Raw genomic sequence first — 13,569 nt, 5'->3', positions numbered from 1 at the left:
CCGATGTCGATCGGAGCCGCCGTGTCATCATCCTGGTCGCAGCGGCGCGAGGTCTCGCCAGAGACCTCCCGCCTGCTCATCGAGCGCGCCCATGAGGAGCTCGTGGCCGGCAACACGGCCGACGAGCGCCTGCGTGACGTCCGCCTGCTGGTTCGCGACTCCTGGCGCCGCTCGCTCGACAGCCTCGTCGGCGCCGAGGCGCTCCCACCGCTCGACCTGACGGCCGAGGAGCTCGACGCGTACCGCCGTGCGCATCCGCTGTCCGCGGTCATGGACATGGTGCGCGGGCTGCTGCTTCCGGGCGAGGCGTCCGAGTCCGGCGTCGTCGTCGCCGTGGGCGACGCCGCCGGGCGTCTGCTGTGGGTCGAGGGCGACCGCAACGTGCGGCATCTCACCGGCGACATGGGCTTCGTCGAGGGCGCGAACTGGTCGGAGGACGCCGTCGGCACGGCGGCCCCGGGCACCGCGCTCGCCCTCGACCGATCGGTGCAGATCGCCGGTGCCGAGCACTTCAACCGGCTCGTGCAGCCGTGGTCGTGCAGCGCCGCGCCCGTGCACGACCCCGAGACGCGGCGCATCCTCGGCGTCATCGACGTGACCGGCGGTGTCGAGGCCGTCACACCTCAGGCGCAGCTGCTGGTGGATGCCACGGCCCGGGCGATCGAAGGCGAGCTGCTGGTCGCGCGGCTCCGGGCGCGCGCCGAGCCGCCGCGACCCGCGCGCCGCGCGCCCGCACGGCGCGTCGAGCCCACGCGCGCGACGCTGCGGGTGCTCGGCCGCGACCGCGCGCAGCTCGAGGTGACCGGCGAGGGCTTCGAGACGGTGTCCGAGCTCGGTCCGCGTCATGCCGAGCTGCTGCTCATGCTCGCCGTGCACCGGCAGGGGCTGTCGGCAGAGCGGCTCGGCGACCTCGTATACGGAGAGTCGGCCGGGGATGCGGCATCCGTCACCCTCCGTGCCGAGATGGTGCGCCTGCGCAAGGCGCTCACGTCGGCCGCCCCCGCGCTCGTGCCGGAGTCGCGGCCGTACCGACTCGGCGTCGAGGTCGAGACCGATGCGCACCAGGTGCTGTCGCTGCTCGACCGCGGCGCGCACCGCGTCGCCCTCGCGGCCTACCGCGGCGACGTGCTCCCCGACTCGGTTGCGCCCGGGGTGGAGGAGTTCCGCGGCACCGTGCGCGTCGCGCTTCGCGAAGCACTCATGGCCGAGGCATCCGTCGACGTCCTCCTCGCGTTCGCGGATACGGACGCCGCCGCCGACGATGCCGAGCTGCTCCGGCTGTGCCTGTCGATGCTGCCCGCGCGCTCGCCCCGCCGCGCCGGCCTCGTCGCCCGCATCGAGAGGCTCGAGGCGGACGTCTGAACCACCTCGCAACGTTGTGCAACGTCGCACGGCCTACCTTCGACGCATCGCGACGACGACCGTCGCGGAACGCGTCGAAGGAGACCAGCAATGACCATCGTCGAAGAGGGCGTCTCGAGCGTCTACGCCGCACCCGGGCAGCGAGGATCGATCGCCGACTACCGCCCCCGCTATGGCCACTACATCGGCGGCGAGTTCGTCGAGCCCATCAAGGGGCAGTACTTCGAGAACATCACGCCCGTCACCGGCAAACCCTTCACCGAGGTCGGCCGCGGCACCGTGGAAGACGTCGACCGGGCGGTGGATGTCGCGTGGAAGGCGTTCGAGTCGTGGAAGCGCACGACACCCGCCGAGCGGGCGGTGATCCTCAACAAGATCGCCGACCGCATCGAGCAGAATCTCGAACGGATCGCCGTCGCCGAGACGTGGGAGAACGGCAAGCCCGTCCGCGAGACGCTGGCTGCCGACATCCCGCTCGCCGTCGACCACTTCCGCTACTTCGCGGGCGTGCTGAGGGGCCAGGAGGGTTCGCTCAGCCAACTCGACGAGGACACGGTGGCGTACCACTTCCACGAGCCGCTGGGGGTGGTGGGGCAGATCATCCCGTGGAACTTCCCGATCCTCATGGCCACGTGGAAGCTCGCCCCGGCACTCGCCGCCGGCAACTGCGTGGTGCTGAAGCCCGCGGAGCAGACGCCGGCGTCGATCCTCTTCCTCTTCGAGATCATCGGCGACCTGCTGCCGGCCGGCGTGGTCAACATCGTCAACGGCTTCGGCATCGAGGCCGGCGCGCCGTTGGCGCAGCACAAGCGCATCCGGAAGGTCGCGTTCACCGGTGAGACGACGACCGGCCGCCTCATCATGCAGTACGCGTCGCAGAACCTCATCCCGGTGACGCTCGAGCTCGGGGGCAAGAGCGCCAACGTCTTCTTCGAGGATGTCGCGCGCTCCACCGACGACGCCTACTACGACAAGGCGCTCGAGGGCTTCACCCTCTTCGCCCTCAATCAAGGCGAGGTCTGCACGTGCCCCTCGCGCGCGCTCATCCAGCGCTCGATCTACGACGGGTTCCTCGGCGACGCCCTCGGCCGCGTCGGCAAGATCGTGCAGGGCAATCCGCTCGACCCGGCGACGATGATCGGGGCGCAGGCGTCCAACGACCAGCTCGAGAAGATCCTGTCATACATCGAGATCGGCAAGGCGGGCGGGGCGAGGCTGCTCGCGGGCGGTGAGCGCGTCGACCTCGGCGGCGAGCTGTCGGGCGGCTACTACGTGGCGCCGACCGTCTTCGAGGGCACGAACGACATGCGCATCTTCCAGGAGGAGATCTTCGGGCCGGTCGTCTCGGTCACGTCGTTCGACGACTTCGACGACGCCATCTCGATCGCGAACGACACGCTGTACGGGCTGGGCGCCGGCGTCTGGAGCCGCTCCGGGGACACCGCATACCGCGCCGGCCGTGCCATCGAAGCGGGTCGCGTCTGGACGAACACCTACCACCAGTACCCTGCGCACGCGGCGTTCGGCGGGTACAAGCAGTCCGGCATCGGTCGCGAGAACCACCTCAAGATGCTCGACCACTACCAGCAGACGAAGAACCTGCTGGTGTCGTACGCCGATGGAGCCATGGGCTTCTTCTAGACCGATCAGCGAACCCCAGCGCGCATAACTCAGGCAGAATCGAGCCGCCGGTCCCCAGAGGACGCTCCGAACCCTCGTCTGCCTGAGTTATGCGCGATCTCTTCGAGGAGACACCGATGGCCCAGACCCAGATCCCCTCGCGCGTGGCCGTGACGGATGCCGCGGCCGCCCTGCTGCGGCAGCTCACGGCGGAGCACGGCACGCTCATGTTCCATCAGTCGGGTGGTTGCTGCGACGGCAGCGCACCCATGTGCTACCCGGTCGGGATGTTCCAGACCGGGCCATCGGATGTGCGACTCGGCGAACTCGACGTCGGCCTGCCCGACCCCATCGAGGTCTTCATCTCGGAGGCCCAGTTCGAGTACTGGAAGTACACGCACCTCACGATCGACGTGGTGCCCGGTCGGGGTGCGGGGTTCAGTGTGGAGGGTCCGACAGGCAGCCGGTTCATCATCCGCAGCCGCATGCTCGACGATCGGGAGCTCGTGCATTTCGGCCTCGGGACGGAGGTGTCAGAGCGCACTTCGCCCACCTGAACGGGCGTCGGCGGGGCATCCAGCTCGATCGCGGGCGGGTTTCGTTCTGGTTACGAATCGTTTACTGGATTGCCGTAACGCCTTCGCGGGGTGAAGATAGCCTCTGGCCGCGACCATCTGACGCGACTGACACCACTACGCAGAGGTAGCACTTCATGTCACTGCACCACAGCACGCGGGGCCGCATGGGCATCGCGATCGGCGCCTTCGGCGCCTCGGCTCTTCTCCTCGCCGGCTGCGCCGGCGGTGGCGGCGGAAACGACGACGACGGCGGCGCCTCGGGCGAGCCCATCATCGTCGGCACCACCGACAAGGTCACCACGCTCGACCCGGCGGGCTCGTACGACAACGGCTCGCTGGCGGTGCAGACCCAGGTCTTCCCGTACCTCCTCAACACCGACTACAACAGCACCGAGGTCGTGCCCGACCTCGCCGAGTCGGCCGAGTTCACGTCGCCGACCGAGTACACGGTGACCCTGCCCGAGGGTCTCAAGTGGGCGAACGGCAACGACCTGACGTCCTCCGACGTCAAGTTCTCGTTCGACCGCAACATCAAGATCGCCGACCCGAACGGCGCGTCGAGCCTGCTCTACAACCTCGACAGCGTCGAGACGCCGGACGACACCACGGTCGTGTTCCACCTCAAGACCGCGAACGACCAGGTCTTCCCGTACATCCTCACGAGCTTCCCGGGCGCCATCGTCGACGACGAGGTGTTCTCCGCCGACGCAGTCACGCCCGACCAGGACATCGTCGACGCCAACGCCTTCGGCGGCCCGTACGCGATCACGTCGTGGGACTTCAACAAGACCGTCGAGTTCTCTCCGAACGAGAACTACCAGGGCCTCCTCGATGCGCCGGTCAACAGTGCCGTGATCCTCAGCTACTTCGCCGAGTCGTCGAACCTGAAGCTCGCCGTGCAGGAAGGCGACATCGACGTGGCGTACCGCGCACTGTCGTCGACCGACGTCGAGGACCTCAGCAAGAACGAGGACGTCCAGATCGTCAACGGCCCGGGCGGCGAGATCCGCTACATCGTGTTCAACTTCAACACGCAGCCGTACGGTGCGACGACCCCCGAGGCCGACGCGGCCAAGGCCCTCGCCGTACGCCAGGCCGTGGCCGACCTCGTCGACCGCGAGGCGCTGTCGTCGCAGGTCTACAAGGGCACGTACACGCCGCTCTACTCGTTCGTCCCCGAGGGTTTCACCGGCGCCATCGAGCCTCTCAAGGAGATGTACGGCGACGGCGCCGGCGGCCCCGATGCCGAGAAGGCGAAGGCCACCCTCGAGGCCGCGGGCGTCGAGACGCCCGTCGCCCTCAGCCTGCAGTACAGCCCCGACCACTACGGCCCGTCGTCGGGTGACGAGTACGCCCTGGTGAAGTCGCAGCTCGAGGAGAGCGGCCTGTTCTCCGTCGACCTCAAGTCGACCGAGTGGGTGCAGTACTCGAAGGACCGCACGTCGGACGTCTACCCCGCCTACCAGCTGGGCTGGTACCCGGACTACTCCGACGCCGACAACTACCTCACCCCGTTCTTCCTGACGAAGAACTTCCTGGGCAACCACTTCAGCGACCAGCAGACCGAGGACCTCATCCTCCAGCAGGCCGTCGAGACCGATCCGGCGAAGCGCACGCAGGAGATCGAGGACATCCAGACGCGCGTGGCCGAGCTGCTCTCGACCGTGCCGCTCCTGCAGGGTGCACAGGTGGCCGTGGCCGGAACCGGTGTGGAGGGCGTCACGCTCGACGCATCGTTCAAGTTCCGCTTCGCGCCGCTCACGAAGTAACGCGGCTTCCATCGATGGGGCGGCCCGCTCACCCGGGCCGCCCCATCGGCATTCGCCCTCCGGCAGCACACACAGTTAGGCCACCACGATGACGAGCGACATCGCCGCATCCGTTGACCAGCCGCCCGCGATGCTGGCGCGCCGCAGACCCGCCACAGGCGGGACCCTGGGCCGCTACCTCCTGGTGCGGTTCCTTCTGATCTTCCCGACCGTTCTCATCCTGGTGACGCTGGTCTTCTTCCTCATCCGTCTCACCGGCGATCCGATCACCGCGGCCCTCGGCGGCCGCCTCCCCGCCGACCAGCTGCAGGAGCGCATCCATGAGGCCGGCTACGACCGGCCGATTCTCGTCCAGTACCTCGAGTACATCGGGCAGGTGTTCACCGGCAACTTCGGCACCACGATCACCGACAACCAACCCGTGACGGAGGTGCTCCTGACGTACGGTGCGGCGACGCTCGAGCTCGTCTGCTACGCCCTGCTCATCGCCCTCATCGTCGGCATTCCCCTCGGCATGGTCGCGGCCGCAAAGCGCGAGAAGGCGACGGATGCCGGACTCCGCGTCAGCGCGATCCTCTTCTATGCGACGCCCGTGTTCTTCTCCGGCCTGCTGGCCAAGCTCGTCTTCTCGGTGTGGCTGGGCTGGTTCCCGGTCAGCGGCCGGGCGAGCGTGCGGACCGAGATCGCGCTCAACCGCGAGGGCGGCACCGGCATCTACCTCATCGATGCGATCGCCTCGGGCAACCCGGCCTACGTTCAGGACGTGCTGCTGCACGCCTTCCTCCCGTCGATGGTGCTGGGCCTGTTGACCGCGAGCATCTTCCTGCGGCTGGTACGCACGAACGTCATCGGCACGCACAACATGCCCTACATCGACGCGGCCCGCTCCCGCGGCGTGAGCGAGTACCGTCTCGTGCGCCGGCACGCCTACAAGCCGGCGCTGATCCCGATCGTCACCGTGATCGGCCTGCAGATCGCGTTGCTGCTCGGCGGCGCGGTGCTGACCGAGACGACGTTCGAGTGGCAGGGCATCGGATTCCAGCTCGCCGAGTATCTGAAGGCCCGCGACTTCGTCGCGATCCAGGGCATCGTCGCGATGATCGCGATCCTCGTCGCGGTGACGAACTTCGTCGTCGACGTCATAGCCGCCTTCCTCGACCCGAGGGTGAGGTACTGACATGGCCACGCGCCGCTTCTCCGATCGGATCCCGGTCGTCCACCAGCTCCGCCAGAGCGTCGGCCTCCAGCGCGGCATGCTCATCGCGGGTCTGGTGCTCACCGCCCTGTTCCTGATCTTCGCGATCTTCGCGCCGTGGATCGCGCCGTACGGCTACAACCAGCTCCGCGACGCGCAGGGCAACTTCGGCTCGACCCAGCCGCCGAGCGCCGAGCACTGGCTCGGCACCACGGTCGGCGGGTACGACGTGCTGTCTCGCACGATCTGGGGCGCCCAGACCGCGATCCTCGTGGTCATCGTCGCACTCCTGCTGGCGGTGTTCGTCGGCATCCTGCTCGGTCTCGTCTCGGGCTACCTCGGCGGCTGGGTCGACCGCACGCTCGTCGTGATCGCCGACGCGATCTACGCCTTCCCCACGCTGCTGCTGGCGATCGTCGTCGCGATCGCGATCAGCGGCGGTCAGTCCGGACTGTGGCCGGGCATCATGGCGGCCGCGATCTCGATCACCGTCGTGTTCGTGCCGCAGTACTTCCGCGTCGTGCGCGCCGAGGTGGTGCGTATCAAGGCGGAGGCGTTCGTCGAGTCGGCGAAGGTCATCGGCGCGCCGACGAGCCGGATCATGTTCGTGCACGTGCTGCGCAATGCGACCCGCACGCTGCCCCTCATCGTGACCCTCAACGCATCGGAGGCGATCGCGACCCTCGCCGCGCTCGGCTTCCTCGGCTTCGGCATCGAGCCGTCGGCCGCCGCGGAATGGGGCTACGACCTCCAGCGCTCCATCAGCGACGTCGCCGCGGGCATCTGGTGGACGGCGATCCCGCCGGGCGTCGCCATCGTGCTGACGATCCTCGGCATGACCCTCATCGGCGAGAGCCTCAACGACCTCGCCGACCCCCGTCTGCGCGCCCGCCGCCGGGCGACCAATCAGACGCCGGCCGACGCGGTCGCCGCGAGCCAGCCGGCATCGCGCGAGTTCATGGGAGAGGTGGAGTGATGGCCTCGGCAGCCCCCGCATCCGACGACCTCGCGGTCGACATCCGCGATCTGACCGTCACCTTCGCCAGCGACGGCGGCGATGTGCATGCCGTGCGCGGCGTGACGCTCGACGTCCGCCGCGGCGAGGTGCTCGCGATCGTCGGCGAGTCCGGCAGCGGCAAGACGGTCACCGCCCGCACGATCCTCGGACTCCTGCCCGAGACGGCGGTCATGAACGGTGTCGTCGTGCTCGACGGCACCGAGATCGTCGGCCTCGACAAGAAGGAGCTCCGGGAGGTGCGCGGCTCGAAGGCCGCGATGATCTTCCAGGAGCCCTCGACCGCGCTCAACCCCGTGTACACGGTCGGCTGGCAGCTCGCCGAGGGCCTGCGGGCTCACGGCAGCTACAGCAAGGCCGAAGCCAGGGCGAAGGCGATCGAGATGCTCGGCCGTGTCGGCATCCCGGATCCTGAGCACCGCGTCGACGACTACCCGCACCAGTTCTCCGGCGGCCAGAAGCAGCGCATCGTCATCGCGATGGCCCTGGCGCTCGAGCCGACCGTCATCATCGCCGACGAGCCGACGACGGCGCTCGACGTGACGGTGCAGGCGGAGATCCTCGACCTGCTGCGGGAGCTCCGCGACCAGGACGGCACCGCGATCGCGCTCATCACCCACAACATGGGCGTGGTGGCCGATCTCGCCGACCGCGTCGCCGTGATGTTCAACGGTGAGATCGTCGAGACGGCCACCGCGCGCGACCTGTTCGCCGCGCCGCAGCACGAGTACACGAAGAAGCTCCTGGCTGCGGTGCCGCGCCTCGAGATCGTCGACCGGCAGCTTCCCGTGAGCGCGACGCCCGTCGAGCCCGTCGTCGAGGCGAAGGAGCTCGTCATCGAGTACGGCGGCCGGTTCGGTCGCGCCCCGTTCCGCGCCGTCGATCGTGTGAGCTTCTCGATCGCCCCGGGCGAGGTGCTCGGCCTCGTGGGTGAGAGCGGCTCGGGCAAGACGACGATCGGTCGCGCCATCGCCGGCCTGACGCCGGTGGCCGGCGGCTCGCTGCGGGTGCTCGGCACCGAGATGCTCGGGGTGAGGGAGCGGGAGTTCCGCCGCCGCCGCAGCGAGCTCGGGTTCGTGTTCCAGGACCCCGCGACGAGCTTCAACCCGCTCTTGACCATCGCCCGCAACGTCGCCGAGCCGCTCATCGTGCACGGCGCCGCGAAGGGCGCCGCCCAGGTGCAGGCGAAGGTCGACGAGCTGCTCGAGGCTGTGCAGCTGCCGAAGTCGTACGGCGAGCGGTACCCGCACGAGCTGTCGGGCGGCCAGCGCCAGCGGGCCTCGCTCGCCCGTGCCCTCGCGCTCAACCCGAAGCTGCTGATCGCTGACGAGCCGACGAGCGCGCTCGACGTGTCGGTGCAGGCGCGCGTGCTCGAGCTGTTCGGCGAGCTGCAGAGCCAGTTCGGGTTCGCGACGCTGTTCATCACGCACGACCTCGCGGTCGTCGACCTGCTCGCGCACAAGGTCGTGGTGCTGCACCACGGCACGATCGCCGAGGCCGGCCCGACGGCGCAGGTGCTGGGCGACCCGCAGGACGCGTATACGCGGCGCCTGATCGCCTCGCTCCCGGTGCCCGACCCCGAGGAGCAGGCCGCGCGCCGCGCCGTCTGGCAGGCCACCCGCGACCAGTGAAGTGACCCGGCGCCGGTGTGATCTCGGCGAGAGCATGTGATCCGAACGCACCTCCGTCGATAGCATGCGCAGAGCGGGCGGATGCTGTGACCCCGACCCGCGGGCGGAGGTGCGGTGAGCGGCGAGCTGATCCTGGTGCTGGTACTGCTGGCGATCACGATCGCGCTGTTCGCGATCGGACGGCCCCGCATGGATGTCGTGGCGGTGCTCGTGATCGTCGCCCTGCCGCTCACCGGCGTGCTGACGGTGCCCGAGACCCTGGCCGGCTTCGCCGATCCGAACGTGATCCTCATCGCCGCGCTCTTCGTTGTGGGCGAGGGCCTCTCACGCACGGGCGTCACCTACCGCCTCGGCGACTGGCTCTCCGCCCGGGCCGGGAAGAACACCCCGCGACTCGTCGTGCTGCTCATGCTCTCGGTCGCTGCGCTCGGCGCGGTGATGAGCTCGACCGGCGTGGTCGCGATCTTCATCCCCGTGGTGCTCAGCATCGCGGCGCGGACGGGGCTCTCGCCGCGGCAGCTCATGATGCCGCTCAGCATGGCCGGCCTCTTGAGCGGTATGCTCACGCTCATCGCGACGGCGCCGAACCTCGTCGTCGACGCGGAGCTGCGCCGCATGGGCCTCGAGGGCTTCGGCTTCTTCAGCGTGACCCCGTTCGGCATCGTCATCCTGGCGCTCGGCATCGGCTACGTCCTCCTGGCGCGCCGGCTCCTCGGCGACGATCACGGCGCCTCCGGCAGCGAACGCCGCACCTTCCGCAGCCTCCTCGCGCACTATGCGGTCGACAGCAGGACGGGGCGTTACCGTGTCGGCGCGGCGTCGCCCCTCATCGGCCGGACCCTCGCCGCCGCCGACCTCGCCCCGTCGCTCAGCTCGGTGCTGGGCCTCGAGCGCACACGCTTCCTGCGCGGGACCGCGCTCATCACTGCCGGCGAGACGATGGTGCAGCGTGGCGACACCCTCATCCTCGACATCTCGCCGTCCCCGGCCGAGCGGCGGCGGCTCGACCTCGAGCGCCTCGACGTCGTGGGCGACTTCTTCGACTCGTACGCGCGGCAGGTCGGCATGGCGGAGGTGATCGTCACCCCCGACTCGGCGGCCTCGGGGCGCAGCATCCGTGAACTGCGCTTCCGTACGGAGCACGAGGTGACCGTCCTCGGTGTGCGCCATGCGGGGCACGCCGCGGGCGAGGACTTCGGTGACCGCCGGCTGCGTCCGGGTGACACGCTTCTGGTCACGGGCGGTTGGAATCAGATCCATCGACTCCGCGAGGAGGCGCGGGACTTCGCCCCGATGGACCTGCCGACCGAGGGCGACGAGGTCGCGCCGGCAGCCGACCGCGCGCCGTTGGCCCTGCTCAGCGTCGCCGTCATGATCGTGCTGATGGTGACCGGCATCGTTCCGAATGTCATCGCGGGCCTGATCGCCGCGCTGATGATGGGCCTCTTCCGCGTGATCGACATGCCGTCGGCCTACCGTTCGATCCACTGGCCGACCCTGCTCCTCATCGCGGGCATGCTGCCGTTCGCCCAGGCGCTAGAGGTGACGGGCGGCATCGATCTCGCCGCGGACGCCCTCCTGAACGCGTTCGGCGGCGCGGGTCCGGCGATCATCCTCGCAGCCCTGTTCACGACGACCGCCGTCATCGGTCTCTTCGTCTCCAACACCGCGACGGCGGTGCTGATGGCCCCGATCGCGATCACCGCCGCCGAGCATCTCGGCGCGTCGCCGTATCCGTTCGCGATGATCGTGATGCTCGCGGCATCCTCCGCGTTCATGACGCCGGTGTCGTCGCCGGTCAACACCCTCGTCGTCGAGCCCGGACGCTACCGCTTCGGCGACTTCGTGCGGGTGGGCGTGCCGTTCACCGTGCTCGTGCTGATCGTGAGCGTCGTGATGGTGCCGCTGCTCCTGCCGCTGTAGCAGCGCAGGAGCAGCGGGTGAGCGGTCGGGCGCTGTCGCGGATGTCGCGCGCGAAGCCGTCCGCGTGCGCGCGCAGCGCCTCGATGCGCCTCTGACGGGCGGCCGCCTCATCGAAGCCGGGCTACGCCGGCGGCATCGGCCGGCGTGCGCGGGCCGGGCACTCGAACCGCTCGCACAGCAGCGTGCCCACGGTGGCGCCGTCTCGACCGGCCTTCTGTGCGCGTGATCGTGCTCAACGCAGGAACGCCGGGCCGATCTGGGTGAAGATCCAGAACAGCACCATGACGCCGCCCACGATGATCGGCACCCACGGCACGCCGCGCTGCAGGCGGCGGCCCTCCGCAGCGACGCCGGGCGGGGGGCGCAGCGCGTCGAGCGGCGGACTGAAGGGAACGGATGCTGCGCCCGCGTGGCGTGTGCCGACGCCGGCCGCGACTGCCGCCAGCCGCTCGTCGCGCCACCGCGCCCACTGCGCGAACTTCTCGAGGAGGGCGCCGATGACGGAGAAGAGCCACGCCCAGGTGGCGGGATCGAGGGTCGAGAAGTCGCGCTTGGCGTAGAGGAAGAGCCAGTCGTCGACGATCTCGACGTCGAGCGCGGCGGCGTTGTCGATGAAGCGCGCCATGATGTCGGGCGTGAAGAGATACAGTGCGTCGCGCTCGTAGTCGGCGGGGCAGTACAGCGAGAAGTACTCGTCGAAGTCGCCCTCGAGGCTGAGTCGCTGGTCCTTGTCGAAGGTGAGCGGCAGGTTCGAGCCGAACAGGCCGTTGTTGCTCGTCGCGTCGAGCACGATGTGAGGCAGCGGCGTGTCGAGCTTCACCGCGACGTAGCCCCAGTGGTGGGTCTGCTGGTTCTTGCCGGAGCCGGTCGTGTACCGGTAGTTGGCGAACTCCACGAAGCGCGGGCGGTCGCCGCGGACGAGGTCGCTGGAGTGGCGGCTGCTGCCGATGGCGAAGATCATCCCCGGGAGCCCGGGATCGTCGAGCCGGGGCTCGTACCGCATCGCGTTCGCTCGCGCGAAGCGGTCGAGGCGGTACATGCGCTCGCTGCTGCTGCGCGCGCCCCGCACGAAGAGCGTGATCCCGACGGCCGCGATGATGCCGATGACGACCAGCGGCAGGATCCCGAACAGAACGGCGATTCCCCCACCGTCGACCCCGGCGGTCGCAGCGGCGACGGCACTCGTGACCAGCGTGACGGTGACGGCGCCGAACAGCACGATCACCACGAACGAGATCAGGACGACGACGAGCGCCCCGAACACGGGCGAACCCTTGAGTCGCCCGGCGCGGCGCAGCTCCTGCACGAATGCGCGCGCGGCGCCGGGGTGCACCGGTTCGACCAGCGGGCCCGCGTCGAACGGGTACGAAACCGACGCTGCGGGAGGAAGACTCACCCGACCACGCTACCGGCGCGCGGCGTGGAGTCCACGACGTTGCCGCTGCCCTCGATGACGCCGCGGTGGAATGCGAAGTTCCCGCGACATACCGCCTGCGGGGGCTCACGAGGCGAGATCGGCTGTGCGCACGTACGAGGGCACCGACGAGGTGGACACGCTGATCCTCGGCCGGCACCTCACCGGCCTGGCGCGTTCCGCTGACGGAGGCGGGGCGCCGGTACAATCCTCGCGTGGAGTCCAGGTCGCTCGCCCCGATGGCGTGGGCGTGGCGCGACTCCGCCGTGGTGCGGGTGCTCGGCTCCTTCGTCTCGTGGGCCGGATTCGTGCTGTGCTTCTCGCTGCTCTACCACGTCTCGTACGCGGTCCTGGCGCTCGGCGGATCGTGCGCGAGCGGCGGCCCGTACGCCATCGAGGTCGAGTGTCCCGCCGCCGTGGCACTGTTCGCCCCGCTCAGCATCTTCGGCGGCCTTCTCTTCGGCGGTGTCGCGTTCCTCTTCGCCCAAGGCTTCGGCACTCCCCTCCTGGTCTGGGCGTGGCCCATCCTCTTCGTCGGCCTGAGCGTGCCCTTCTTCGTCTCCGCGGTCTCGGGCTCGATCTCGGGCATCGTCGTGGGCCTGCTGTTCCTCGCCATGGGCGCGGCTCCGGTCTGGCTTCTGCTGCGTCAGCCCGACCCGTGGCTCCTCTTGCTGGGCGGGCGCAACGCGGGTGGCCGGTCGTTCGCCGCGGCCGGCGAGGGCCCGACGACTCGCCTCATCGGCCGACGGCCCGGTGCGGTCACCGATCCGGTCGCCCCGACGGCGGCGGACTGGATGCTGTCGCTCGGCGTCCTCGGCATCGCCGTGGCGTCGGGCGTGGTCGGCGCGCAGGGGCTGTGGGACCTCGCCTCCTGACGCCCACCCGAAGCGACGACGAGGGCGGGTCGATCGTTCAGAGTGAGGCCACGTCCCACTGAGACCGCCGATTCGGCGGAGGTTGCCGCATCCGGTACCATAGGAGGGTTGTCCGCACGCGCAACCTTGCGCGGCGATTCGGACGACGTGCAACACACCCTCCTGCTGCCGGGAAATGCCCGACAGC

General features: G+C 69.6%; 10 protein-coding genes and 1 pseudogene. 9 read left to right on the top strand and 2 right to left on the bottom strand.

The genetic code is table 11. The features are described from left to right. The first annotated feature begins 21 nt into the window (after positions 1-21). The 8 genes from MRBLWH3_RS03865 (at position 22) to MRBLWH3_RS03830 (ending at position 11,093) form a co-directional block, all read left to right on the top strand. Entirely contained in the window at positions 22-1,362 is a 1,341-nt protein-coding gene (locus tag MRBLWH3_RS03865) for a transcriptional regulator (protein ID WP_363435272.1), read from the top strand. A gap of 90 nt (positions 1,363-1,452) precedes the next feature. Continuing rightward, positions 1,453-3,003 (top strand): aldehyde dehydrogenase family protein, encoded by a 1,551-nt coding sequence (locus MRBLWH3_RS03860; RefSeq protein WP_363428877.1) that lies wholly within the window; start codon positions 1,453-1,455, stop codon positions 3,001-3,003. Positions 3,004-3,119: 116 nt separating this feature from the next. Continuing rightward, entirely contained in the window at positions 3,120-3,539 is a 420-nt protein-coding gene (locus tag MRBLWH3_RS03855; protein ID WP_363428875.1) for a DUF779 domain-containing protein, read from the top strand. Positions 3,540-3,694: 155 nt separating this feature from the next. Continuing rightward, on the top strand, positions 3,695-5,329 hold the full coding sequence (locus tag MRBLWH3_RS03850; protein ID WP_363428873.1) for an ABC transporter substrate-binding protein: 1,635 nt from the start codon (positions 3,695-3,697) through the stop codon (positions 5,327-5,329). 88 nt (positions 5,330-5,417) lie between these two features. Continuing rightward, entirely contained in the window at positions 5,418-6,506 is a 1,089-nt protein-coding gene (locus tag MRBLWH3_RS03845) for an ABC transporter permease (RefSeq protein WP_414685281.1), read from the top strand. A gap of 1 nt (position 6,507) precedes the next feature. Continuing rightward, the gene (locus MRBLWH3_RS03840; protein WP_363428871.1) at positions 6,508-7,500 is read left to right on the top strand and encodes an ABC transporter permease; all 993 of its coding nucleotides are present in this window, start codon (positions 6,508-6,510) and stop codon (positions 7,498-7,500) included. Then, positions 7,500-9,170 (top strand): ABC transporter ATP-binding protein, encoded by a 1,671-nt coding sequence (locus MRBLWH3_RS03835; RefSeq protein WP_363428869.1) that lies wholly within the window; start codon positions 7,500-7,502, stop codon positions 9,168-9,170. Before MRBLWH3_RS03840 ends, MRBLWH3_RS03835 begins: the two co-directional genes overlap by 1 nt. Before the next feature lie 114 nt (positions 9,171-9,284). After that, a complete protein-coding gene (locus tag MRBLWH3_RS03830) occupies positions 9,285-11,093 on the top strand; it encodes an SLC13 family permease (protein ID WP_363428867.1) in 1,809 nt (602 codons plus the stop codon). Between the two features lie 121 nt (positions 11,094-11,214). Here the strand turns inward: MRBLWH3_RS03830 and MRBLWH3_RS03825 are convergent. Then, positions 11,215-11,307 (bottom strand): annotated as a pseudogene (locus MRBLWH3_RS03825) (FBP domain-containing protein); the annotation flags it as partial. Between the two features lie 18 nt (positions 11,308-11,325). Continuing rightward, entirely contained in the window at positions 11,326-12,489 is a 1,164-nt protein-coding gene (locus MRBLWH3_RS03820; protein WP_363428865.1) for a hypothetical protein, read from the bottom strand. Between the two features lie 233 nt (positions 12,490-12,722). Between MRBLWH3_RS03820 and MRBLWH3_RS03815 the strand changes: the two genes are divergently transcribed. Beyond that, positions 12,723-13,382, top strand: a complete 660-nt coding sequence (locus MRBLWH3_RS03815) for a hypothetical protein (protein WP_363428863.1) — start codon at positions 12,723-12,725, stop codon at positions 13,380-13,382. The last annotated feature ends 187 nt before the right edge of the window (positions 13,383-13,569 follow it).

The organism is Microbacterium sp. LWH3-1.2, from assembly GCF_040675855.1.
Taxonomy (GTDB): Bacteria; Actinomycetota; Actinomycetes; order Actinomycetales; family Microbacteriaceae; genus Microbacterium.
Note: the sequence above shows the minus strand (reverse complement) of the source record. Positions and strands in the feature narration are given on the sequence as shown.